General features: G+C 45.8%; 19 protein-coding genes. All 19 read left to right on the top strand.

The genetic code is table 11. From position 1 onward, the window contains the following. The first annotated feature begins 74 nt into the window (after positions 1-74). Positions 75-680 (top strand): DedA family protein, encoded by a 606-nt coding sequence (locus ACFQ0C_RS18900; protein ID WP_379368553.1) that lies wholly within the window; start codon positions 75-77, stop codon positions 678-680. Beyond that, the gene (locus ACFQ0C_RS18895) at positions 677-1360 is read left to right on the top strand and encodes a response regulator transcription factor (protein ID WP_258211315.1); all 684 of its coding nucleotides are present in this window, start codon (positions 677-679) and stop codon (positions 1358-1360) included. The genes ACFQ0C_RS18900 and ACFQ0C_RS18895 overlap by 4 nt, the downstream gene beginning before the upstream one ends. Next, the gene (locus ACFQ0C_RS18890; protein WP_379368552.1) at positions 1353-2798 is read left to right on the top strand and encodes a HAMP domain-containing sensor histidine kinase; all 1446 of its coding nucleotides are present in this window, start codon (positions 1353-1355) and stop codon (positions 2796-2798) included. Before ACFQ0C_RS18895 ends, ACFQ0C_RS18890 begins: the two co-directional genes overlap by 8 nt. A 281-nt stretch (positions 2799-3079) precedes the next feature. Beyond that, positions 3080-4963, top strand: a complete 1884-nt coding sequence (locus ACFQ0C_RS18885) for a glycosyltransferase family 4 protein (protein ID WP_379368551.1) — start codon at positions 3080-3082, stop codon at positions 4961-4963. A 431-nt stretch (positions 4964-5394) separates the two neighbouring features. After that, entirely contained in the window at positions 5395-7125 is a 1731-nt protein-coding gene (locus ACFQ0C_RS18880; protein WP_379368550.1) for a proline--tRNA ligase, read from the top strand. A gap of 137 nt (positions 7126-7262) precedes the next feature. Beyond that, the gene (locus ACFQ0C_RS18875) at positions 7263-8039 is read left to right on the top strand and encodes a glycosyltransferase family 2 protein (RefSeq protein WP_258211311.1); all 777 of its coding nucleotides are present in this window, start codon (positions 7263-7265) and stop codon (positions 8037-8039) included. A 6-nt stretch (positions 8040-8045) separates the two neighbouring features. After that, positions 8046-9224: a glycosyltransferase family 2 protein gene (locus ACFQ0C_RS18870; RefSeq protein WP_379368549.1), complete on the top strand. Its 1179-nt coding sequence runs from the start codon at positions 8046-8048 to the stop codon at positions 9222-9224. Beyond that, the gene (locus ACFQ0C_RS18865; protein WP_379368548.1) at positions 9224-9952 is read left to right on the top strand and encodes a glycosyltransferase family 2 protein; all 729 of its coding nucleotides are present in this window, start codon (positions 9224-9226) and stop codon (positions 9950-9952) included. The genes ACFQ0C_RS18870 and ACFQ0C_RS18865 overlap by 1 nt, the downstream gene beginning before the upstream one ends. Before the next feature lie 236 nt (positions 9953-10188). After that, the gene (locus ACFQ0C_RS18860) at positions 10189-10479 is read left to right on the top strand and encodes a nucleoside-diphosphate sugar epimerase (RefSeq protein WP_258211308.1); all 291 of its coding nucleotides are present in this window, start codon (positions 10189-10191) and stop codon (positions 10477-10479) included. 33 nt (positions 10480-10512) lie between these two features. Then, the gene (locus ACFQ0C_RS18855; RefSeq protein WP_379368547.1) at positions 10513-10872 is read left to right on the top strand and encodes an alpha-helical endospore appendage domain-containing protein; all 360 of its coding nucleotides are present in this window, start codon (positions 10513-10515) and stop codon (positions 10870-10872) included. Further along, positions 10869-11147: a hypothetical protein gene (locus ACFQ0C_RS18850; RefSeq protein ID WP_379368546.1), complete on the top strand. Its 279-nt coding sequence runs from the start codon at positions 10869-10871 to the stop codon at positions 11145-11147. Before ACFQ0C_RS18855 ends, ACFQ0C_RS18850 begins: the two co-directional genes overlap by 4 nt. Positions 11148-11293: 146 nt before the next feature. Further along, a complete protein-coding gene (locus ACFQ0C_RS18845; protein ID WP_258211305.1) occupies positions 11294-11758 on the top strand; it encodes a ferritin-like domain-containing protein in 465 nt (154 codons plus the stop codon). A 255-nt stretch (positions 11759-12013) separates the two neighbouring features. Then, on the top strand, positions 12014-13174 hold the full coding sequence (locus ACFQ0C_RS18840) for an S-layer homology domain-containing protein (RefSeq protein WP_379368545.1): 1161 nt from the start codon (positions 12014-12016) through the stop codon (positions 13172-13174). An 18-nt stretch (positions 13175-13192) separates the two neighbouring features. Further along, a complete protein-coding gene (locus tag ACFQ0C_RS18835; RefSeq protein ID WP_379368544.1) occupies positions 13193-19564 on the top strand; it encodes a CARDB domain-containing protein in 6372 nt (2123 codons plus the stop codon). Between the two features lie 163 nt (positions 19565-19727). Next, positions 19728-21695, top strand: a complete 1968-nt coding sequence (locus ACFQ0C_RS18830; protein ID WP_379368543.1) for an adenylate/guanylate cyclase domain-containing protein — start codon at positions 19728-19730, stop codon at positions 21693-21695. A gap of 32 nt (positions 21696-21727) precedes the next feature. After that, positions 21728-22549: a sensor histidine kinase gene (locus ACFQ0C_RS18825; RefSeq protein ID WP_379368542.1), complete on the top strand. Its 822-nt coding sequence runs from the start codon at positions 21728-21730 to the stop codon at positions 22547-22549. Further along, positions 22546-23211: a response regulator gene (locus ACFQ0C_RS18820; RefSeq protein ID WP_379368596.1), complete on the top strand. Its 666-nt coding sequence runs from the start codon at positions 22546-22548 to the stop codon at positions 23209-23211. Before ACFQ0C_RS18825 ends, ACFQ0C_RS18820 begins: the two co-directional genes overlap by 4 nt. Before the next feature lie 92 nt (positions 23212-23303). Then, positions 23304-23975: a YcnI family copper-binding membrane protein gene (locus ACFQ0C_RS18815; RefSeq protein WP_379368541.1), complete on the top strand. Its 672-nt coding sequence runs from the start codon at positions 23304-23306 to the stop codon at positions 23973-23975. Between the two features lie 145 nt (positions 23976-24120). After that, a complete protein-coding gene (locus ACFQ0C_RS18810; protein WP_379368540.1) occupies positions 24121-24948 on the top strand; it encodes a peptidoglycan-binding protein in 828 nt (275 codons plus the stop codon). Positions 24949-25014 lie beyond the last annotated feature (66 nt).

Genomic DNA, 25014 nt, shown 5'->3' with positions numbered 1-25014 from the left:
AGCTTTGCCCAAGCCAAATTCAGCAGAGGCATACGAGTCTAGCTTTTTAATGAAAACTTTGGGAGGGGTCTCCAATGTCTATTAACCATCTGATAGAGTATATTCAGCATTTCGGCTATTTTGCTCTGTTTTTTGCTCTATGGCTAGGGATCGTTGGGATGCCTATACCCGATGAGGTAGTTGTAATGACAGGCGGTATGGTCGGGTCTTTTCAGCTCCTGCATCCAGTTCCAGCGTTTATTGTTACGTATTTAGGTGTTGTGTCCGGCTTATCCTTAGGTTATGTTTTGGGTAGGATCATGGGGCCTCCTGTTCTGGAGAAGTTGCAAAAAAGGAAAAAGATTGGTAACTATATAAGTAAGTCCAATGAACTGTTGAACCGTTATGGGTCATTTGCTTTGAGCTTGAGTTATTTTCTTCCTGTCGTCAGGCATGTTATACCTTATCTCGTTGGTGTTAATAAAATGTCTTTTTCCAGGTATGCATTAATTTCGTATTCAACAGGACTTATTTGGACATCCATATACTTTACTCTGGGTTCTTTTTTTGGAAACAATATTGAGCTTATCGGGAAATCCGTATATAAGTACGGGTGGTTTATGCTGATTGCCATATGTATAGTTCTGGTTGTGAGATGGTTGATCAAAAATTTGCCAAAAAAGAAGGTGTATACGGATTGAGCAAGGTTGTGCTAGTCATTGATGATGAGCCGGAAATCAGGGATATTATTCATATTTTTCTGAAAAATGACGGGCTTCAGGTATTGGAGGCGGAGGATGGAGTCCGAGGGCTTGAGATTTTGCAGAAGGAGCCTATAGATCTGGTTATTCTTGACGTAATGATGCCAGGACTTGATGGTATTCAGACCTGTCTTAAAATTAGAGAAGGTCTGGACATCCCGATTATTATGCTTTCTGCAAAAAGTGAGGATATGGATAAAATATTAGGATTAACGACCGGGGCTGACGACTACTTGTCCAAGCCGTTTAATCCATTGGAGCTGGTTGCCCGCGTAAAATCACAATTTCGCAGAAGCAAAATGACAGCCGTTCCTGATAAAGAAAAAGAAATTGTCATTGACGATTTAGTCATACACATATCCCGCCATCAAGTTACGCATTGTGGTAAAGAGATTAGCTTAACACCTATAGAGTTTGGGATTTTAGAGCTGCTTGCAACCTACCGGGGGCAAGTTTTTAGCGTCGAGAAAATATATGAATCCATTTGGAAGGACCCCATCATGCAATCCGATAATACGGTGATGGTACATGTGCGCAATCTTCGTGAAAAGCTAAAGGATAATCCTCGCGAGCCTAAATATATAAAAACGGTTTGGGGAGTAGGTTACAAGATTGAATAAATTCAAAATATGGCAGCATTCCCTTCGCATTAAAATATTAGTTACCTTTTTATCCTGCATTATTATGACAGGCCTACTTCAATCAGGTATAGATTTTGTGACGCGGGACTTTAGAAAAGTGTCTTATACCAATTATGAATCTGGAAAAAATTTGATAAACGGTAAGCGGGCTCTCATAGAAACGGAGTTGGAAATTACTCATGATCCGAGCCAAGTGACGGCTCTGTTAAATAAGCATAGCGAGCAGGACCGGTTAAGCCTGTATTTGACGGAACTGGACGGTACGGTTGTATTTCATTCGGATGGGATACAGAAAAGCAGAATCGATTTATTTCAAATATTTTATGAGCAAAAGGAAATCAGCTCAAACCCTGAACCGGGAAGCCTGTATACGTCTATCATGCCTGTGAAATACAACGGGCAGAAGCTGTTTCTAGTCGTTTCAGGGCCGTTGGAAGTGGAGACAGGATACACTTATGAGGATTCTAAAATTTTGAATTTGATTCTTTTTTTCGGACTGTTTACGCTTACCTTTTACTTATTCACCGCAAGAAAAATGAAGCAATTTCAGCTGCTGAACAACGGCGTAGAGAAAATAGCCCAAGGCAAGCTTTCCGTTCGTCTGCCTGTGAATAGCGGGGATGAGCTGGGGACGTTAACCAGAAACATCAATGAAATGGCAGGGCAGCTTGAAGAGAAGATGGAGAAGGAAAGGCTGGCGGAGAAAACCAAGATTGAGCTTATAACTAATATATCTCATGATCTAAGAACGCCATTGACCAGTATTATCGGTTATCTGATGCTGCTCCAAGCGAACATTCGCAAGGACGATTCTACGAGTCCGTATGTGCAAAGCGCCCTAAACAAATCCAATCAGTTAAAGAAGTTAATTGATGATTTATTTGAATATACCCGCCTGACAAGCAAGCAAGTGTTTCTGGAAAAGCAGCCGGTCGATATGGTAAGTATGTTAAAACAAATGATTATCGAATTTAGTCCACTTGCCGAATCCTATGACATTCAAATTGAAAGTGATCTTCCCGAACAAAAAATCATGCTGCATGTGGATGCGAGGACATTCGTCAGGGCCGTTGATAATCTGCTGATGAACGCACTCAAATTCAGTGTAAAACCTGGCGTTATCCGCGTTGATCTCCACAAGGACGTATCAGGGGTTGTACTAGGTGTAGCCAATGAAGGTACGGGTATTACGAAAGAACAGGAAGAACGTTTATTCGAGCGTTTCTATAAGGGCGACGAGTCCAGGAATGGACATATGATGCCGTCCGGCTCCGGGTTGGGATTATCTATCGCACAGAGCATTGTCCAATTGCACGGGGGAGAAATATGGCTGCATCGGACGGACCATTACTATCAATTTTTTATCAGGATTCCTTATGATTCCAGTAAGGGCGATGATCGTACGGACAGCAATTGAAAGAATAAATGAGAAAGATAAATTGAAGCACATACAGCAGAGATAGCCGGTTCATAGGCGTATCTCTGTTTGATTTGTTCCCAGAATTTATATGTTTCGAGGCTCCCCGCAAAGGTTCTGAATCAACCTCGAAGCAAGACCCCACTTTGTAGGGAATTTTTCTTAAATTGTACGAATGATCAGGGGGTATATGTCGTGTCGGTATAGTTGTCTACCTACATATATTGATACTACTAGGAGGTGAATCCGCCAATCTACTTATAGAGGCAGGCGGTAAAGTGATGAGCAAACCTACACTGATGCTGTTTTCTCATGTTTGCGGCAGCAGCTTCCTTACAGGAGCTGAGAAATATGTATTGACGCTGGCCATTGAGGCAAGCGAGCATTTTGATTGCACGCTTGTCGTGCCGCAGCGTGGGATTCTGCTGACAGAAGCGGCACAAAGAGGCATTCGAACCCTAATACACGACATACCGTTAGTGTGGTCTATGCATGATCCCGAGGCTGATTTATCGACCCAGATGGAGCGGAAAATTAAAAACCACGAGCATGGCGGAGTAATAAATCTGCTTCATGCCCATCAGCCGGATATTGTTCTCGTCAATAGCTGTGTCAATCCTATGCCCGCCATTGCGGCCAAAACCTTAGGGATACCGGTTGTATGGTGCATCGCAGAAAAAATAGCCCAACACACCCACACCCTTCTTTCACTTGAACTGATTAACCGCTATTCGGATTGGATTATCGGCATGTCAGACGCATCGCTTCGTCCTTTTCGTAAGGCAGGTTTCGATAAGAAGCTTCGTCTGGTCCAGCCGACCTGGCATATGGAGCATCTCGAGCCGGAAGCATGGCCAATCTATCGGGAAAGCATGCGCAGTGATATGCATATTGAAGAAGGCAGCCGGGTCATTGGTTATATTTCATCGAGCTTGCGTCCGGAAAAAGGGATAGATCATTTCGTTCAGATGGCGTTATCCATATGTGATACTGTAGCGGATGCTCATTTCTTAATCGTGGGGAACTCTACTGACTCTTATTACTCGACGCACTGTCAACGTTTAATTGACCAGTCGGGTCATGCTTACCGGTTTCACCGCGCCCATTTCCAATCGCGAATTGAGCGGGTTTACGCGGCGATGGACCTTGTTGTCATTCCAAGTCTGGTTGATGAGGGATTTGGGATGACGGCGCTTGAAGGGCTTGTATTTGGCAAAGGTGTAATCGCCTATCGCTCCGGAGGGCTTGAGGAAATATTACGCTCGACCGGCAATGCGGCTTGGCTTGTAGAAAAAGGAGATACAGCTCAATTAATTGCAAAAGTTAAAGAGTGGCTGCAGGACGACAATCACAGGATAAAGGCGTTTAACAGCCACCTGCCTGCAGCGGAAGCGGTATTTGGCCTTGAAACTCATCGCTCTCGCCTGCAGCGCCTGCTTACTCAGATGAAAGAGAAAATTTCGGCTGCCGCAGAAGACAAAAAGAGCCGCATGCTGCCCCCATTGCTAATGAATGCCGTTTATAAAGGTAAAGCTACATCTACCGTATTTTTGCTTGAAAATGGGATGAAAAGGCCGTTTGCTTCCAAAAGGGCATTCAGCTTTTACAAATATCGCTGGTCGGATGTCAATTTGGTTTCAGATGCGGTACTGCATCGCTTCCCTACAGGCAAGCCGATCTCAACGGAGCTGCCTTTTCACGAGCATCGCCCCTCCATCATGATGGTCAAAGGAAGGGGGCCAACTGTGTATTTGCTTGTTGGTGAACAACGATGCCCCTTTTCCTCTATGGCTGCTATGAGACAGCGTGGCCTCGACCCGGATAGAATCGTCAGGGTTCCTGAGGCTGAGCTGAGGATGCTCGACATCGGTGAACCGCTTCGACAGCTGCACAAAGACATACATCCAAAGCGGCCATTTAAGAAGAAAAGGAAGCTGCTGCGGGGGAGGCTGGGCTGTAGAACGATTGCCGCACGAAGGCGGAGGAAATGCCGATGTGTGCCCAAATGTAAGCGGCGCAGATCAACGGTGTGCAGAAAGCGGCCAGTCAGCCGTAAGGGCAAGGTCAGGAAGATGCACCGCAAGGGTAAACGGACTGGCGCCATACGGGGCAAGCGGGTTTCAAGGCGAAGCAGAGGAGCAGGGAAGCGGCGTAAAGTCGCTTGAGTTAAGGAATGATTTGTCAGCAGCATAAAAAGGCATCCGTAAGCCGGGTGAGGGAATCGATAAAATTAATGGCTGCACTTGAACCTGGGCAGCTTTTAGTGTAAAGTGATTAAAAACATTTGAATAACATTAGCTATGACCAAGGATACAGGTACATTCACATCGCCCCAGAGAGGAGACCCGCAGGCTGAGAGGTTTCCCGAAACGTGATGATAACTTCCCCCCTTGCAGCTGCAGTGGTGAACATTTAAGTATCCACTTCCGGTATATTCCGTTATCGAAATGAAGAACTGCCGTTTTTTGCTGTGACGGTCAGTTGAATTTGGGTGGTACCACGAGCGCATTCGTCCCTTACGAATGGGCTTTTTTGCGTTTTTTACATGCTTGCAGCGGCAAGCTTTTCTACAAAACTTTTAGGAGGTCTATGAATTATGCGTCAACAAACATTATTGCTCCCTACTTTAAGAGAGGCTCCTGCAGAAGCGGAGGCAATGAGCCATCAGCTGATGATAAGAGGGGGTTACATTCGGCAGGTAGCTGCGGGGATTTATAGCTATTTGCCATTAGGCTTGCGTGTGCTCAAGAAGCTGGAACGAATAGTTCGCCATGAGATGGATCGAGCCGGGGGGCAGGAACTGCTTATGCCTGCTATGCAGCCTGCTGAGCTCTGGCAGCAATCCGGCAGATATTCAGAATATGGACCGGAGTTAATTCGGTTTAAAGACCGCCATGACAGGGAGTTTGCACTTGGACCGACCCATGAAGAGGTAGTCACTACATTGGTTGCAAATGAAATTAATTCGTACAGGAAGCTGCCGCTTACTTTATACCAGATTCAAACTAAATTCCGCGACGAACGGCGTCCGCGATTTGGGCTTCTGAGGGGCAGAGAATTTTTAATGAAGGATGCTTATTCATTTGATATGGACTGGGAAGGCTTGGACCGTACTTATTGGAGGATGCATGAGGCTTATAGCCGGATTTTCACCGAATGCGGATTACATTACAAGGCGGTTGTTGCGGATGCGGGAACAATCGGAGGCGAAGGCGGCACTCATGAATTTATGGCGCTTGCCGAGATTGGAGAGGACACAATAGTTAGCTGTTCACATTGCAGCTATGCCGCTAATCTTGAGAAAGCAGAAGGTAAAGCAATCGGTGGTCAAGAGATTAATTCGGTTGACCGATCAGCATCACCTTATACATCCAAATTGGAAAAATTCCATACACCCGACATCAAAACGATCGAACAGCTGGTGAAGGCTCTGGGAGAACCGGCTTCGCAATTTATTAAAACACTTCTATTTATGACTGCAGATGGAAGTCCGGTTGTCGTACTGGTACGGGGTGATCATGAGGTTAATGAGATCAAGGTGAAAAATCATTTGGGCTGCGGGGAGCTGCAGCTGGCTGACGCAGAGACCACATTGAGGATAACAGGGACTCCTGCAGGATTCGTAGGGCCCATCGGGCTTCCGGCGGACATCCCTATTTTAGTGGATCAGCAGGTCAGCGTTCTATCAGGGGCTGTAGCCGGGGCGAACGAGCAAGATTATCACCTTCGGCATGTTCAACCGGGTATTGATTTTTCTCTTGAGCGGATTGGCGATTTCCGCAATGTGACAGAAGGCGAGCCATGTTCGTGCTGCGAAGGCTCTCTTGTGTTCCACCGGGGAATTGAGGTCGGGCATATATTTAAACTCGGCACCAAGTACAGTAAGAAGCTGGGGGCGAAGTTTCTGGACACCAGTGGACGCAATCAAACGATGATTATGGGATGTTATGGGATTGGCATTTCCAGATTGTTATCTGCTGTCGTTGAGCAGCATCATAGTGAAGGAGGACTGCTGTGGCCGCAATCTATTGCACCTTATCAGGTTCACATTATTCCTGTTTCCAGTAAAAGCGAAGAGCAGATGAAGCTAGCTGAGGCGATATATGAGCAGCTGCTTCAACAACGGATTGAGGTTCTACTTGATGACCGTAACGAAAGAATCGGGGTGAAACTAAAAGATTCCGATTTCATTGGATGTCCCGTGAGAATTGTTATTGGCAAAGAGGCCGGGAACGAATTTGTTGAATACAAGGAGCGTAATGATGCGGAACCGCGCCTGATATCCGTTGAAGATGCAATAAAGCTTGTTAATCTACTTAAGCAGTGAGAGGGTGTAAACGTTATCCAAGCTGGAGCCTTTTTCTCCTTCCTTATGCTATAGCCCTTGCCCTTGTGACAGATGCACATAAAATAATACGGGAATGCTTCTTACCCCAATGCAAGCGATGGGAGTTGAGTCTACGGATGCGTCCAACACGCAAGAATCATTCTGCGGGCATGCGGGCAATCCGATCCAAAGTGTCCGTCATCATACCGATCATGAATGAAAGCAGAACGCTAAGAGCGGTAATCCGCGAGGTGAAAAAGCTGCAGCCGAACATTGAGATCATCCTGGTTGTCAATGGTTCGACGGATGGTTCAGCGGCTATAGCTCGTGCGTCCGGTGCACGCGTCATCTTCTTTGATCAGCCGTTGGGCCATGATGTGGGTCGAAGCGTTGGGGCTCGTTATGCAAGTGGGGACATCTTATTGTTTCTCGATGGTGATATGGTTTTGTCTGCTGCACAGCTGCTTCCTTTTCTCAGAGCAGTGGAGCGTGGAGCCGATATCGCATTAAATCGATATAACGGTCCGGTGAACAAGCATAATGTACATCCGGTAGTGCTGGCGAAGCATGCGCTGAATGTTGCATTAAGACGCGCTGATTTGAGAGGGGCTTCTATGACGACCATTCCGCATGCGATGAGCCGCAGGGCGCTGGCAGCTATTGGAGCCGAAAATTTGGCTGTTCCACCGAAGGCGCAGACCATAGCGATCCAACAGCGTTTAAGAGTAGAGGCTGTGCATCTGGTCCAGGTAGGTCTGAAAAATCCGATACGGCGTACAGGGAGAAAAGGCGGGGACCCGCTGGGCAGGTTAATTGTGGGTGACCATTTGGAAGCGATATGCTGGTATACTCAGGCAACGAATGAGCGCGGTTGGTACTCAGATCTGTTAAGAAATCGCAGTATGGTGAGGTGATCAAACTTGCAGCGTAAAAATTTGCTGGTGATGCGAAAGCGTCCCGCTGGTCCGCGAACCGGCATTAGCCCTAAACTGAAACGCAAAAGGTTCGTAAGGCTGAAGGCAGCGGGGGCTAGGGGCCGCGGTAAAGCAACAGGGCTCAGGAAGCGCCGTGTCCGCGGCTTGACAAGACGGCCTCTCGCTGCCGGCTCCGTTCGAATCTCCTCAGCCGCTTTTCAAGCGGGCTTCCGCGCCGGGCTAGCGGATGCAGCCCATCTATCAATCGAGCATGAAGGCTACCAGAAAAAAGCGCTGAACCGCCATTGGGTGCAGCGCGCCCGCTCCATGCGTTGGATCGGACCGCCGTGGAGAAGGTACATGGATGCCTCCAAAGGCTATGTTAGAGGCTTTTTTCGAGGGAAAAAGCAGCATGCCCATGACTGGCTTATGCTGCCGACAACACAATCGGTAGCAGCAATTGTTACCGTAATGAATGAGGAGCGCACGATTGGAAGCATCATGGATCAGCTGAATCGGCTGCCTTTCGACGAAGTGTTCGTCATTGTTAATGGTTCAGTGGATCAAAGCTTCCATAGAGCGAGAGGACGATCTCATGCTGTTATATTGTCCTATCCTGAACCGCTAGGCCATGATGTAGGCCGGGCATTGGGAGCCAAGCTAGCGCAATCAGACATTTTGTTGTTTTTGGATGGAGATATTTTGCTGTCGGCGGAAGCTATGATTCCTTTTATCGGGGGAATTGAATGCGGATTGGATGTGGCGCTTAACAACATCACTCCTTACATGAGGGTGTTCGCCAACCGTGACTCTGTAACGTATATTAAGCAATTTTTGAATGCCTCGTTAGGGAGGCCTGATCTTGAAGCGAATTCGATGACAGCGGTACCTCATGCTCTTTCTCGAAAAGCGGTGACAGCGCTTGGGGTTTCCAGTCTAATGGTGCCGCCAAAGGCGCAGGCTCTGGCTGTACATCATGGTCTGCGTATCGGCATCTCCGGAAGCGTTGATGTTATTAGCAGCAATAAGCGTCGTACCAATAATACAGGAAAAGGCAATCGTGTAGCCGATCTGATCATTGGCGATCATTTGGAAGCACTGAAGCTGGCGGGAGAGCTCGCTGGTAATCGGTTAGCTTTCGTAGACTCATTAAGGAATCGCGCCAAAGCCGGAGGTGAGGCCTAATGCAGATGACCAGTATCATCATCCCTAACTACAACGGCCTCCATTGGCTGAAACGCTGCATAGAATCCATTCGCCAGCATACCCATGTGCCGCATGAAATTATTGTTGTAGACAACGGCTCCAAGGACGGGTCGCTTGAATTTTGTCTGTCTCACCGGGTTAAGCTGGTTTCGCTGCCATTCAACCGAGGTTTTCCGATGGCCTGCAACATTGGGCTTCGTGCGGCGAGTGGGGATGCGCTGCTGCTGCTGAATAACGATACGCTTATGACTCCGAGAGGGTTGGAAAATATGCTGCGTTGCTTATACAGCAGTGAAGATGTGGGGATCGTTGGTCCAATGAGCAACTTTGCAAGCGGCAAGCAGCAAATAACGGAGCCATTCACCAATGTAGATGACATGGCGGCGAGGATGAATCAGCCGGACAGCGCCAAATGGTTGGAGGTTGGACGTATAGTTGGTTTATGCTTCCTTATTCGTAGAGAGCTGGTAAATCGAATTGGGCTGCTGGATGAACGGTTTTCACCAGGGCATTATGAGGACGATGATTACTGTCATCGAGCCAAGCAGGCTGGTTACCGGATGCTTATTGCAGGAGACTCTTTCATATACCATCATGGCAGCGTAAGCTTCCAAAAGGAAAATGAACAATCGGTTATGCAGTTAATTCGGCATAATCGTCAGCAGTTTATTGATAAATGGGGCGTCGAGCCTCAGCAATCTATTTAATGTTGTACACCAAGATTGATGGGGCGGCTTATTGCAGCAACTTTTTTGAGTAAAGTTCCCTTGTCTCTAGGCGCTTGCCTTGGTCCGCCCCGGGCACCGCCGCATATGTTATGGGAGTAGCAAGAAGTGGAAGTGAAGGTCGGGTGCTTATGAAATAAGCATCGCATTCGCCAGACACTGTACTCTTGCGATGTAAGTTTTTGCTGCTTACGCAAAAGCTCTTAGGAGGGTCAACCATGCAGAGACAAGTGACGAATATCATCAAGCATATGGCGGATTCGCAACAGGAAATGGCCAAAATATTGGAAGCCAAACGGCATATTGCCGTCCGCATGGCACAGATCGTACATGATATCCCGGAACTAAATCCATCCTTCGATGATATTGATATGCTGACGGAAAACTCAATGAATGTGTCCAAAAATATCGCGGCCTATCTGAGCAGCCTGGCTGATTTGGAGGATGCGTTGGCAGATAATTTGGCTTTTGTCATGAAGGAAGTTGATATTCCGGATGGGGAAGAATAGCAGCGTATTTTTGGATGGAAAAGAGGGTTAGTCATGAGCAGAACCGATTCGTATCATAAAATGCTGCAAGCAGCAGCGGATTTTCAATCGAACATAGCGTTAATTCTTGAAGCCAAATCTGTGGAGGCAGCCCGTTCCTGTCAATGGATTTGCCAGCATCTGACCTCGGATCATTTTGAAAGCCATAGTGACCAGATTAAAAAAACCATCGAAATTCATGAGCAGATGCTTGAGGTCATTGACGGCATGACGAAGATGGAATTGGCCTTGGCCAAAAACCTGCAGGTGCTGCTCGGACAGAGTGAAGATTCCGATAATAGCGGTGGTGGAGGTACCGAGGGCGGTTCGGGTAATTTGGGCGATATGTTCTCATTCGGGGGAGACAGCAAATGAACTGGCATGAGGAGGAGAATCGAACCAAGCTTCATATTCTAAATTCATTGGCGCGGAGCCAGCGGGCGCTGGCCCGGATTATTGAAAGTATGGCGGATATGGCTGAACGTTCCGCCTCCTCGGGGACAGCAGCGGATAAGCTGGTCGAACAGTTGGAAGCGATAAGTCGTTATCAACGCCAATTAACTGAGAAAATATCGGGCATTCGCATTCGCAAGTTCCGACGAGGCGTACCTGGTGAACCGTGGCTTAGCCGCAAATTGCGGCGGCCTTAGTGAAATTCGTGAGCGTCAAGAAGCGTTGGCAGAGAACGTTTCTTTTTTTGCTGCGGATGTATTTTTGCTGTAGCATGGGCATGCTGTGGTGAATACGCTATAATATAGTGTTTTGCCTATCCTAGCGAGGAAATGGAGGATGCAGCATGAGTACACAATTGCTCTCCGAACAAGTGGGTTACCCTCTCGCCGCTAAGCTGCAGTACCGTGATGTAAGGAAGTTTCTGGAGCAAATTGAATGGAGCGTCAATCATACGGCGACACTTATCCGTTCTTATGCATTGTTGGTCAAATTAGCACCTGATGAAGATCAGGCCGATGAAGTGAAAGCGATGATGCAGCAGGAAAAACAGCAATTCACTTTATTGGAAACGTTATACCGGGAGCTTTTGGGTGGGGAGCCTTCAGTGCAACCACTGCCCCAAACTTTCACAACCTATAAGGATGGCCTGCGGCAAACCGTGAGCTTGGAGCGTGCAGCTATTCGGCATTACCGCGATACTTATTTATTGACACCTAGTCTTAGGGTTCGGGATTTATTTTTTTATGCGCTTAGCGATGGGACGGATCATATGGTTGGGCTTATGATGCTTCAGCAGTGTGGGGAATAGCTTAGCTTAGGTGAGAATGATATGCCTGTTCAAAAAGTGGCTGAAATGATTGAATGATGCTATATTTCGTTATTGCAAAAACAGACAGTCTTCGGGTATTATTGACTAATAAAGGGAAATTTTGGAATGAGTATATGGTAATTTCATATTCATAGGACGGAAGCACCGCCATTCAGAGGGTTTTAAACCTATGTTTGGGGTGCTTTTTTTATTATGAATTTTGGGGTTCACTGACCTATAAGGAGCGAAATTGTTATGAAAAAAATCATTTTGTCCATTACCGCGGCTCTGTCATTCTTGGTTGCAAGTCAAGCCTACGGTACGTCAAATTTTAGCGATATTAATAGCCATTGGGCAAAGGAGAGCATAACAACAGCCGTTTCAAAAGGATATGTAGATGGGTATCCCGATGGTACCTTCAAGCCAGACGCGAATGTGACCCGGGCTGAATTTATTAAGTTAGCGGTAGATGCTATGGGATATAAAAAATCAACTTCCCTATCAGTCAGTTCTGCATGGTACGGCCCGTTTCTGGATGCAGCAATTGCTAATGGATTGAGCGAGAAGGATGAGTTTGCGGATTTTGATGGCGCTATTACGAGAGGTGAAATGTCACGTCTTGCCGTTCGCGGTACTGGACAAGCCAATTATGATCCGCTGAAATGGATGTACTTGGCGACAAGCAAGGGGATTATTAACGGACTGGATGATCAAGGTACGCTTGGGGAGGATCAGCCGACTACGAGGGCGCAGGCGATTACGGTTATTGAACGGATGCTGAAGTTAAAGGCAGGAGAAAAGTTGTCAACGGATAAATATGCGACTTCTGCAGCTGAAATTGTTTGGCATAAGACGAATATTTTTACGATGATGCCTCAGTTTTTTGATATCAATAAACAATTTCCAGCAAATACTTGGAAATCCGATAATTTATTCGTGCAAACGGCCGATGGCAACTACCGTGGGGAATTGGATGGACTTGTTGCCATTGATTTGGGGGATCCAAATGATCCTAATATTGGTTTGTTGCCCGATATGGATACCTTGCGTTGGCACAATCTCGTGCCTAGAACCAAAGGCTATCCGGTAAAAGATTACATGGACAGCTATGTCTTATATTTTCAGGGACGAACCGTATATAACTATGACGAATCGATATATGTAAAAGGAGACAGCTTAAATTTCTCAATATCTGGAATCCAAACTCCAGACCGCCAAGCATTTGTTAAAGGAGATCTAAATCAACCAGGTTCCATTTTTATTAATCAACTTGATGATGTTCCAGCTGTAATTATTCCCAAATCAGGTTATAAACTAGACTCCGAAATTAAAATCTCATTACTGGCACCAGTATATGGGGGGAATAATGTTTCACGCAAATATGTGGTAAGAGTTGCTACCGATCCAACTGAATAAGGGGAGGGGATTACTAACTTGAGAAAATTTGCATTCATCATGATTCTTCTGATGCTGTTTGAGCTGTTCCCCATTAATCTGTTAGTGAACGATAATATTGCTCAAGCAGCAGCAGAGACATCGATTCCACTGTCCTTTAGTTCGGATGGCACTTTAGCTGGCTACCAAACCATTTATAGCAAACACAACACCTTAACAACGGATACCATTCATATTTCGGCTAGTACAGGGAAATTAATTGATCAGGTGAAGTTGTTTAAAGACGGTGTTCAAAAAGGGACGATTCCTGAAGCATCTAATAAAGTCTCTTGGAATGGAACTGCTAATTTGACTGGCACACCTGTAAATGTAATATCTGCAAATAATGAATCAGCACAAGGTTATTATGCATGGTACCGCTATAAGGTTAACGATCCAACACACGGTAATGGTTGGTACGAAAATGGGGGGAGTTGTCCAGTTCCAAGCTTTTCTACCGAAACTGAACTTGTGAACGGAACAGCAATGCCTAAATATCCTGGATGTACCGATGATCAATTATCTTTGAGTGCTTCAAGAGATACACCATATAAAGATGGAACAACGGATTTACCTTCAACCATCGTTGATGTAAGCTCAATGACCTTTGATGTAACAATAAATGATAACGACAAAATTAGCGGTCCAGATGGGGAAGGAATAGCAAGCGGTAAAACCGATTACACAACCGTAGTAAATTCCAACCGAACCGTTGCCCATGATTCGGATAACTATACGGTATGGTACAAGCAAGTCTTTGATCATGAGGGCGAATTCAAGAATCTTGGACTGCCTGGAGCAAAATTAATGGTCTACTATGCAGCCTTTTATGTAAACATTCGTGCCAAAACCTATACTTATCCCGATCATATAGAAATTACCTATAAAGATGCTCCGGTTGATTCAAAACCGGATCTCGTTGTCGATTCCATCACACCCCCAGCAGCTTGCATAAAAGTTGGGGAATCGAAATCTTATACATATAAAATCAACAACCAAGGCGTGTCAACCAATCAGTCCTTTAAAGTAAAAATTTCGGTTGACAGCACGGAAGTTGTCACCCATAGCTATCCATCGGGAATAGCTACGAATCAACCCGCAACAGGAACCTTTAACTATACATTCTCCTCAGCAGGTACAAAGTCATTTACCGTCTTTGTAGATAGCAATAACGATATCAATGAAGAAGATGAAAACAATAATACCAAAATTATTGATGTCACGGCAAAAAGCACATGCGACAGCACTCCACCAGTTGATCCAACCGTTACCATCACCGGGGATTTTTCCATGAGTAAGACCACCGTAATATGGAGGTCAGGGAACCTATTAATACCGGAAAACATTCAAATAACGGGCAACTGCTCCTATGCTTCCCATCAATTCGTCTATACGCAAACGGCTGGTAATCGGTATTATGCGCCTAGACCCTTAACATCCAAAGATGATGTTCATCTTTTCGAATTTGATACCGGCATGAAGGTGTATGGCGGAAATATTGGACTTGGCGTTGTTAGTGTCTCGATGACAATCAATACAACATGCGGCCAGACCAAAATAGTCGGTCCCAAAACGTTTACGATCATAACCGATCCAAACAAAGAGCGGCCGACCATTAAAATCGATTGGTTCCGCAGCGGCAGTAATGAACCAACGAGATCCGTGACACAAGATGAGTTTGTCGATATTAAAGTGACCGAGGAGTCCAAAAATACGGAAACCCGTCTATGGGACTTTTCAAAGACTGCATGGACGAGTAGTTTGCCAGCCGCCAATAATTGGACCGCGCCATATAACAAAAAAAACTATATGGGTTTTAAAGCAACGGTTGAGGGGTACCATGAAGTTTGTGTAACCGCCTATGATATCGATGAAATGGCATCGACTCCTTCATGTACGACCCTATACGTAGAAGGGAAAAAGCCAATCCCGGTGATCAAAGGAGCTACATCAGTTAAGGAAGGACGTAAGTTGTCTCCACCGCTTGACGCTCTCAGCAGTTTTACGAAAGTTCCTGGTCGCTCCATTAACCATAGCCTTGATGAATGGACGAACTGGTTTGGACCGGATACAAGGTATATGACACCGGGGGAGGAACTGGTAGAGCTGCATGTATATGATAATACAGGTCTGAAATCGGAGACTCCAGCTAGGCACAGCATTACGGTTTATCCGGATGCGCCTCCTATCATAGACTTTGAATACATGGCTACGATTACGAGGGTTCAAAAATGGTTTAAGAATTTGGCTTACAGTCCTGATGGAGATCCGATTGCCAAGTATACAGTTTCTTATGGTTATGATCGTTACAATAGTGGGATGTGTAATCCACTCGAAACGAATATTTCCAATGACAATGAATATTTTCCTTTCCAGCCGAATCGTGTAGGCAATTATTGCTTTCGAGTAGAGGCCGTAGAAGCTGAAGTCGATGGAGCAGGAGGGAAAAGTGCTTTCAAGGACTATAGGGTTCAAGTCATCAATGATAATCCTGAAACCGAATTTACCGTTACAGGTATTGCAACCGAACCTATGCCCGTCAATGTGACTGCCTATCCTGCTAACGCACTGGCCAATTGGACGAACACAAGCTTAGATAAGCCCTCGATCTTCAATAGCTGGAGCGTGACCTCAGATGGCAGGCTGATCAGCGCAAGACGTTTAACGAATCAGTTTAAATTCTCATTGCCATTGGGTTCCGGAAACTTTGCACTAAACAAGAAGAAAATAAAGATAGATGGTTATGGACAGAATCACAGCCTCGGTATCGTGTCCATAGGAAATAATGAATTTATAAATACCACTCCCGGCTTAGGGCCTGGTTCTGCTAACTACTATCTAGTTGGACCGACACATAATCCAATAAAGATTCCGACAAGCTTTCTTAATAGTAGTTTGGTGGTTAGGCAAGACATTGGAGAATTACTTATTGTTCGTTCTGAATCTTGGGTTTCCAATCCGTTTTACTTTCAAAGTGAAAGCTGGGAAAGATACAAGCTGAGTGATTTACGGAATTTGGTAACCGCTAAAAATGCCTCTGGCGTCTATACGAAATGGTCATCATCTAATTATAATAACTCAACGAACGTAGGTACTAGCGGATCACCACCGACATTTAGCAATGGGGAGAACACTTTAGTTGGTTACGCCAGATTGAAGTTTAATTCAGACTATAAAGAAATTAATACGGCAACAAGAACGATTAAATCCTTCAAACCGGATCATTTAGTAACTCCGTACAAAACGGAAACCTATGATACAGTCCCAGCATTGGGTGGTAATTTGAATTTGTTTAATAGCTCTACAATTTCCCAGTCCATGTTATATATCATGAGTAGCTCCATACTAGACAAAGCGACAGATGCGAAAGGAAATTATTACTCTTACGCAGGAGGCGCACTGATTCGCTGGGATGGGAATACAGGGATGCCGAGCTATGCGAAAACAGCGATATCGGGAACGGATTGCACGGCATTCTTAGGGATTTCGGCTGATGCCAAATATGCTATGTTCAGCTGTGGTACGAATTACTATTGGGATGAGGATTATGGACGATATCTTCCTCGTAGTAGCGGTACTTTTTATGAAAACATCGCATCGGGTGCCGTGACACAAACCAAGCCCTACGACTATATGGACTTTCTAAAAGAGCAGGAAGGTACCTTCCAAAATGGATATGCTGTCAAGGCAACGACTGTAGCAGGAACACCCTATTATGATAACGATACGGACAATGCCTGCAATTGTTGGGTAACACCGACCTATCAGGTTACCAATTTATATGACGCTGGGGCTAACCAAATTATAAATACGACTACTCCTGTGATGCCGGATCAAAAGAAAATTTTGTTTCTGAACAATAATCAATATCTTGATTTTACCGATCCCGTTCCAGTGGAGCAAAACACTATTTATTTGAATGAGTACGTTCCTAGTGAAGACCAAACACCATACAGCAATGAATTTATAACGTATGGACAATTACTCAATCCATCTTCGCAGCGAGTCGTTGGAGGCACGATTGCATGGAATTTGCTCATGCATGACGTTAACTATTCCAATTATCACGCAGGGGTAAGCTTTCGGATTCAGGACACTAAGAATATGTACCGCGTAGAATCTCATTATAAATATATTCAGCTCGTCAAGATCGTAAATGGCCGTAAAACCGTGCTAGGGAAGGTAAACCGTACAGCTTTATCCGAAACATGGATGAACTACAAAGTGAAACTGACCACCAACCATATTAAGGTCTATGAAAATGGCGGGTTAGTCTTGGATTTGTACGACAATACCTTTAGTGAGGGAACGATGGGACCTTACTCCGTGGCTGACAACGCTGAATTTAAAGGCATAACGTATTTATGGACGGATGCTGATTTAGTCACACCAACGCCAGGCGTAGCGATTGTAGATACGGATGTAACGTATGAGACAACATATACCGATCCCGAACATGATCCAGCTTTCATTGCATCTACCCAATGGCAATATGCACATGTTGATACAACGAAGTTTTTGGATGCTGGGGATGGGAAATCCGGACTGTCTGTTCATCATGGACAAGTGGTAACAAGTCCAATTCTGAACTTCGATAAAGTGGGCGTGTATAAGGTCGATTACCGTGTTCCCGATGATCCGCATCCGGATCACTTGTTGGCTTGGGGCGATCCTACATTTGCCGAACACTCCAAATATTCGGATTGGTACTCGCAATACCTGATCGTTCACCGCAGACCCATTGCTAAATTTACGTTAGGGCTGGATGGCTACAATTTCGTCACTTGGACCGATTACAGCTATGATCCAGACCGCTGCTATAACGTGAGCAGCTGCCAAAGCGGTTATGAGACAGCACAAGGTATTTTACACGGGATAACAAAGAAAAAATTTTATTACATTACACCAAGCGGCACACGCGCTGATGCCAAGCTGGTTAAGCCGCTGGAAACTGGCGTTTATACCGTAGCTATGGCGGTTGCCGATGAATACAATGCTTGGTCTGATTGGTACGAAGAAACCATCATGGTTACGATCCCGGTAGCGCCAAACAATCCACCAACCGTACAGCTTACGTTTCCAAATGGTTCTTACGCAGCGCCAAGCCCAGTTAGCTTGCTGCCGACGATTCACTGGAATCAAGCTGATCCCGATCCAGGCACCATTTATTCTACTTTCGACTTATCAACGAAAGATGAGTGGGGCAACTGCGTGGAATGTGTAACCAATAGGGTGATGGATACACCATTGGGAAGCTGGGCGTGGACGATGGATGTCCCATTAACAATGGGACAGAAATATCAGTCCCAGGTTCGGGTTAGCGATGGTGAGGCATGGTCTCCCTGGAGCAATATTGGCTGGATGGCAACCAATAGCCCCCCGGTAGCTTACATGAGCTATCCTTACGGCTCACAAACAGCACCAACCATCGTCAACACTGTAAGGCCAACGTTAACATGGAGCCAAAGCGATCCGGATCCAGGAGCTGTATTTTATTACTTCCAAATCCAGGTTACCAATGAAGCCAACAATATGATGATTGCCGACAGTGGTAAAGTATGGCAGGGGACAGCGGCAGCTGCGGGGAGTTATCTCGTACCAACGGATATCCCCGCAGGTCAGAAGCTGCGCGTTCGCGTAAAGGTATGGGACCAATACGGATCTGAATCCAACTGGTCTCCTCAGACCTGGATGATGATTAATCGTGGACCGAAAGCGGATTTTGTGTGGACGCCTCAGCCTGCTTTTGAAGGAGACGAAGTGATACTGCTAAATCGTTCCACTGATCCTGATGGAGATCCTTTAACATTCAGCTGGCATATCAGTGGCTCAGAATATGATTCGACACAGATTTCAGGGGATGCAATTATTCCAGCGACAGCCACGGACTTTCATCCCGGAGATTATATGGTCACTTTAACGGCAACAGATCCATATGGAGCCGCGGACACTGTGACAAAAACAGTAAGAATAGGGGACTTGCTGTTGGAAGCCTTTGTTAAGCATACAGTGGTGTGGGAGGAGAAACGGAAATCTTACAATCTGCACAGCACAGGCGACGCAGAACGGCCGCGACCTTCGGATATGTTTTGGTCAGGAGAGGCATTTGTGCTTGATGCTGACACCAATGAAGCCGCAGCGAGAGTAAGTGTGCGTATGTCCTATATGGAGCTGCGAACCGAGCTTAGTTCTACTAATCATACCTTATGGACAGGGAAACTGCAGAGGGATGATTTTGAGAACTTGCCTGACGCTATGTATACATTTCAATTCACAGCTGTTTGGCCGAATGGACATACGGAGACGGTAAATCGAACCATAACGGTGAAAAATGCCTGGACTGATTTTGCAAGCAGCGTAAGAAAAGAGTAAATCTGCTATCCCATTTGTAGTGAGCTGCGTTATCCATATTGGCAAAAGACGTTGAGAAATTGGAGCTGTTGTTTATAGTAATGTTATTTTTATCCCGAGGTTTGTTGCTTTTTCGGTGTATAATGGGAGTAAGTAATCGAGAAGCGAGTCGGGGGATCGGATCATGTCGTTGCCTGCACAAAAACACGTATTTGAACAGGAATTTGCTTTGTCCCGTCACAGAGTTTGGGAGCTGCTGAGTAATACGGACCATTTGAATCGTGTCATAGGACTTTTCCCAATTCGCACTAAGTCGTTTCGTTTTCAAACTACCGATTTTATTCAGGAGTTAACGGCTAAAGTGGCAGGGGTTGTTCCAATGAAGTGGCAGGAGCATCCTTTTCAATGGGTAAGGAATGAAAGATATGATGTGGTTCGTGAATATCGGGGAGGGCCACTAAAGCGTTTCTTTGGCGGTATAGAGCTGCGAGATGCGGAAACGGTTTTATCTGATGGTTCAAGAGCAACGATTGTGAAGCTGTTTGCTGAGTTTACTCCGGCAAATGCAGCAGGGATTGTAGCTATTCCTATCGTTGGAATTAGCTCGATGCGCAATACTATGAAATATTTGCATAGCTGTGTAAAGCTGGCAGGACAAGAAAAAGAATATTTGCTGCCGCAGCCGAAATCCAACTTTGTCGTAAATAATACGGAGCTGGAACTGCTGCTCAGTGGGTTGGGACAAGGTTTCGAAGACTCGCGAATGCTCTTATGCTTTAAGGAGCATCTGAAAGCCAGCGGAGACGATGAAGTAGTGGATATGCGGCCCTATGAGCTTGCTGCTCGCTGGGGAGTCGATCGCGAGGCTGTGCTGCGATTGTTCTTATATGCAACCAAGCTAGGGCTAACAAATCTTAGCTGGCATCTGATTTGTCCGAACTGCCGTGTACCGAAGGCGGGAGCTGTAACGATGTCGGGGCTTCAGCCCCAGTACCACTGTGATTTTTGCGGCATTAATTATGAAGCTGCTTTTGATCGATATGTTGAGCTTTGCTTTTCGGTGCATCCCAATATCCGTCGTGCATACAAGCAAATATTTTGCATTGGTGGGCCGATGATTACACCTCATATCCATGTTCAATTGGAGATACCGGCTGGTTCATCCAAGACTATTTTTTATCCGGATGTGAAAGAGGAGCTAAGGCTTCGTGTACTGCGATCCAATCATACGCTGTATTTTCAACAAGAGAACAAAGAAGGGCTTGAGGATGGATCACCTTTTCAGGAGCCGTTATTTGATGGTTCGAATTCAACTACTGAAGATGAAACATTGCTCCATTATGATGGAAGTCAATGGTCTTTTCTTGCACTTCAAATGCCGAAGCCAGGAAGTGCTTTGAAGCTTGTTAATAAGAGCTCTTCTGCGATTATTGCAGTGCTTGAGAATTGCAGCTGGAAGGATGCGGTCACCGCATCCAAAGTTACGGCGATGCATGAATTTCGCAGCATGTTTTCCTCTGAAGTGCTTGCTCCGGGGCAGCAGGTAAGTATCGAGAGCGTAACTCTGTTATTCAGCGATCTATTGGGCTCAACCGCTTTTTACGAGCATGTAGGAGATGCCCACGCATATGGGCAAGTACGGAAGCATTTTGACTTTTTGCAGGAATGGGTGAACAGAAATAAAGGGACCATTGTAAAAACAATTGGCGATGCGGTAATGGCCGTGTTTGAATATCCCGAGAATGCTGTGAAGGCAGCGATGGACATCCAAACACATGTGGACGAATTTAACAAGAACTTTCCATCTGAAACGCCTATTGTAATCAAAATCGGGCTGCAGCATGGACCTGCAATTGTCGTTAATTCCAATCACATTCTGGATTATTTCGGACGAACGGTTAATCTGGCATCACGAACGCAGGGATTAAGTGTTGGACGTGATATTATAGTTAGCAGGGAATGCGTCGAGCGCCTCGGAGTGAGAGCATTATTAGACACATATCCTTCGAACGTGGAGCTGTTTGAGCAGACGCTCAAGGGAATCGAGGGAGTGTTGCAGCTTGCACGAATCTGTGTCTTGAAATCAGATGAGCACTCCACAAATGCGGATGCAGAACAAGAGGGTGTGGCATCTGCAGATGTACTATTTTGACCTATAGAATACTTGAAAAGAGTTGAGTGTGAATGTCACTTGGTAAGCTGAAGCTGTTAACTATTCTTCTCCCACCCTTCATCATAGGCGGCTTCGAATATATACGTCATGATTACTTGCTTGAGTATCTCTCGATGGAAGCAGGGAATTTCTACATCACTCTTATTACACTGCTGCTTTCTTATTTGTTTGCGACATGGATGTTTCGCAGTATAGTCCGCAGCAATGAGAAGTTGGCAGCTGAACAAGCCCGCCGTGCTGTTTATGTAGAGCGGGAAAGACTAGCGCAAGAACTTCATGATAATATTGCACAAATCTTATTTTTTCTAAATGTCCAGTTGAAAAAAGGTGAGCTTAAAGAGGCTCGCTCAGCAGTTTCAGAGATTGATGAGCAACTGCGGCAGGCGATATTTAATCTCCGTACCTCGCCTGAGGAAGGAACATCTCTTACAACACGTTTGGCTTCTTGGCTCGATGAATGGTGTAAAATTACCGGTATCGCTGTCGAGCGGAAGATTGATTTTCCAGCCAATCTGGTGCCGCTGTCGGCGGAGGTGCAGATTTTTGCAATGATTCGTGAAGCATTCACTAATATTCGTAAGCATTCCCAGGCGGACCACGCTTATATTGAGCTTCAGGCAGAGAGTAGTAACGGCTGGGGACTCGAAATTCGCGACAATGGTGTTGGTCTTGGCAGAGGGGAGCAGGCGGACGCGAACCGCTATGGTCTTTCTCTTATGCGTAAGCATGCCGCTCAGCTAAATGCAAATATGACAGTTGAATCATTGGCCCAAGGGGGAACCTCTATTCGAATCTCTGGGCCGGAAATAAGAGGTGCTGCAAGTTGGAAATGAACTATAGGGTACTAATAAGCGATGATCATCCATTGGCACGCAGGGCTGTTCAAGCTTTGCTTGATGGGGAAGCGGGATTTGAAATTGTTGGGGAAGCCGAGAATGGTGAACAATCTGTTCAATTATGCCGTGAGCTGCTGCCTGATCTAGTTCTGATGGATATTCAAATGCCGGGGATGAGTGGACTAGAGGCTACACGCCGAATAAAGCAGCTGAGTCCAAGGACCAAAATTGTGATTCTGACGGTTTCTGATGACGTGGGCGATTTGTTTACAGCTATACAGAATGGAGCTCAGGGATATTTGTTAAAAAATATGGATCCAGACGAGTGGATCGTATACTTGAAAGGACTGCTGGACGATAATAGTGAAATATCCAGAGGAATGGCAGATCGATTATTTCATCTTTTCCGATCTGGCAAAGGTCAGGCTCATGCAGCGATGGAGTCCAAGCCAAGCGTGCTTTCTCTTCGCGAAGAAGAAATTCTCATGTGTGTGGCCAGCGGCCAGAGCAACAGGCAAATCGCGGAACAACTGATGATAACCGAAAATACGGTCAAAAATCACATTAAAAATATATTAGCCAAGCTGTCGCTTGAGAACCGGGTCCAATTGACCGCATACGCTTTCCGCCACGGCTTGACACCGTTTGGTCATAAATAAATGTACAAATAGCCCGAAGGAGTCATATTCATTGCATCTTGGATGCAGTAGAGTAAGACTAGGAAATCACGATACCTGAGGGGATGTTTACTATGAAAAAAACAAGTCGAATCATTTTATTTTGCTTGCTGTTCTCTATGATTGGAGCGGGAGTTGCCAGCGCACATGTCACTGTATTGCCTAAAGAAGCTGTACAAGGGTCTTATGAGAAGTTTGCTGTTCGAGTGCCTTCTGAAAAGGATATTCCGACAGTTAAAGTGGAAGTAAAATTTCCATTGGACGCAGTTTCCGTATCCCGGTTTGAGCCGAAGCCAGGCTGGAAATACGAGCTGACGAAAGACGCTTCCGGCAAAATTACCGGTGTGATTTGGACTGCTACCGGAGAAGGCTTGTCGTCAACAGAATTCGGGGAGTTCTATATGCAAGGAAAAGTAGCAGATGCTGCAACGGCCATTAGTTGGAAAGCCTACCAAACCTATAAAGACGGAAGTGTTGTAGAATGGGTAGGGGCGGACGGCTCTGATAAACCGGCATCTGTCACTAAAGTGACTCCTAAGCCTTCAGGAGCGACTGCTGATAGCCATGGCAATACCAATGCTTCTACCCCTGCGGCAGCTGCTGGGGATGCAGCAAAAGCAGGAACTGCCGCTGCTCCAGCGATGCAGAATCAATCGCAAACACCGCTGTACTTATCTATAGCAGCGTTGTTATTAGGACTTGTATCACTCTTGATTGCTTTATCCAAACGCAAAGCAGCTCGTTAATCATTAGCGGTGATGCAGCAAAACCAAAAACCTGGTCAGAGCTAAGTAGGCTCTGACCAGGTTTTTGGTTTATTTTTGCATAAGAAGGCGGCATATTTGGGGATGCTTGGAATGAACGCAAATCCAATCATGGAGGTATTGAACCATGTTCGGCAAGCTGAGAAGGAGTAAAACCTGCCTCACCGTGGTCCTTTGTCTGCTCTTGTTCCTGTCTGTTAATACTACGGCCTTTGCTTTTGGTAAAGGAGCTAAAGGGCCTGATGTGTATGCAATCCAAGGGATGCTGAAATCGCTTGGCTATTTTCCGGGAAACGTCACGGGATACTATGGTGCTGTTACGGAATCCAGCGTTAAGCTATTTCAAAAGGCATATGGTTTGCCGATTACAGGGACAGTAGATGATCAGACGCTTCAGTCGATTCTATGGGCTTACGGCAATGCCAAAATTGCCAAAAAGCAAACTCCAACCCCTACGCCTGCACCCAAACCGGAGGTTAATCCGACTCCCGGACCAGAATCTGCACCCAAACGAGAAGTTAATCCGACTCCCGAACCTGAACCTGCGCCTGCCCCGGACTCATCCACTGGGGTGACAGCTCAAGAACGGCAATTGGTCGATCTGATCAATCAAGCGAGACAAGAAGCGGGGCTAGTCCCACTAACTATAAATATGGAATTATCTAATACAGCGCGGCTGAAAAGTAAGGATATGGTGGACAACAATTACTTTTCCCATCAATCTGAGACCTATGGCTCGCCCACTGATATGATGAGGCAATTCGGAATCAGCTATTCGTCAGCGGGAGAGAATATAGCCTGCAACCAAACTGTAACAGCGGCACATCAAGCATTGATGAACTCTCCTGGCCACAAAGCTAAAATCTTGAGCGCGGATTTCACAGAGATTGGCATCGGTATTGTGGACGGCGGTTCATGCGGCAAAATGCTTACCGAACAATTTATCCGTAAATAGATTATACCCATTAAACAAATCCATATAAGACATATCAGTCGTAAAACCATTCCGAAAACCGTTAAA

Origin of the sequence: Paenibacillus sp. GCM10027630 (assembly GCF_042676305.1) — a bacterium.
Taxonomy (GTDB): Bacteria; Bacillota; Bacilli; order Paenibacillales; family NBRC-103111; genus Paenibacillus_S.
This window is presented reverse-complemented; position numbering and strand designations above follow the sequence as displayed.

Excerpts from the sequence above, each read along its gene's own strand:
- ACFQ0C_RS18900 (WP_379368553.1), top strand. The coding sequence starts at position 75 with ATGTCTATTAACCATCTGATAGAGTATATTCAGCATTTCGGCTATTTT.
- ACFQ0C_RS18885 (WP_379368551.1), top strand. The coding sequence starts at position 3,080 with ATGAGCAAACCTACACTGATGCTGTTTTCTCATGTTTGCGGCAGCAGC.
- ACFQ0C_RS18880 (WP_379368550.1), top strand. The coding sequence starts at position 5,395 with ATGCGTCAACAAACATTATTGCTCCCTACTTTAAGAGAGGCTCCTGCA.
- ACFQ0C_RS18875 (WP_258211311.1), top strand. The coding sequence starts at position 7,263 with ATGCGTCCAACACGCAAGAATCATTCTGCGGGCATGCGGGCAATCCGA.
- ACFQ0C_RS18865 (WP_379368548.1), top strand. The coding sequence starts at position 9,224 with ATGCAGATGACCAGTATCATCATCCCTAACTACAACGGCCTCCATTGG.
- ACFQ0C_RS18860 (WP_258211308.1), top strand. The coding sequence starts at position 10,189 with ATGCAGAGACAAGTGACGAATATCATCAAGCATATGGCGGATTCGCAA.
- ACFQ0C_RS18855 (WP_379368547.1), top strand. The coding sequence starts at position 10,513 with ATGAGCAGAACCGATTCGTATCATAAAATGCTGCAAGCAGCAGCGGAT.
- ACFQ0C_RS18850 (WP_379368546.1), top strand. The coding sequence starts at position 10,869 with ATGAACTGGCATGAGGAGGAGAATCGAACCAAGCTTCATATTCTAAAT.
- ACFQ0C_RS18845 (WP_258211305.1), top strand. The coding sequence starts at position 11,294 with ATGAGTACACAATTGCTCTCCGAACAAGTGGGTTACCCTCTCGCCGCT.
- ACFQ0C_RS18840 (WP_379368545.1), top strand. The coding sequence starts at position 12,014 with ATGAAAAAAATCATTTTGTCCATTACCGCGGCTCTGTCATTCTTGGTT.
- ACFQ0C_RS18830 (WP_379368543.1), top strand. The coding sequence starts at position 19,728 with ATGTCGTTGCCTGCACAAAAACACGTATTTGAACAGGAATTTGCTTTG.
- ACFQ0C_RS18825 (WP_379368542.1), top strand. The coding sequence starts at position 21,728 with ATGTCACTTGGTAAGCTGAAGCTGTTAACTATTCTTCTCCCACCCTTC.
- ACFQ0C_RS18820 (WP_379368596.1), top strand. The coding sequence starts at position 22,546 with ATGAACTATAGGGTACTAATAAGCGATGATCATCCATTGGCACGCAGG.
- ACFQ0C_RS18815 (WP_379368541.1), top strand. The coding sequence starts at position 23,304 with ATGAAAAAAACAAGTCGAATCATTTTATTTTGCTTGCTGTTCTCTATG.
- ACFQ0C_RS18810 (WP_379368540.1), top strand. The coding sequence starts at position 24,121 with ATGTTCGGCAAGCTGAGAAGGAGTAAAACCTGCCTCACCGTGGTCCTT.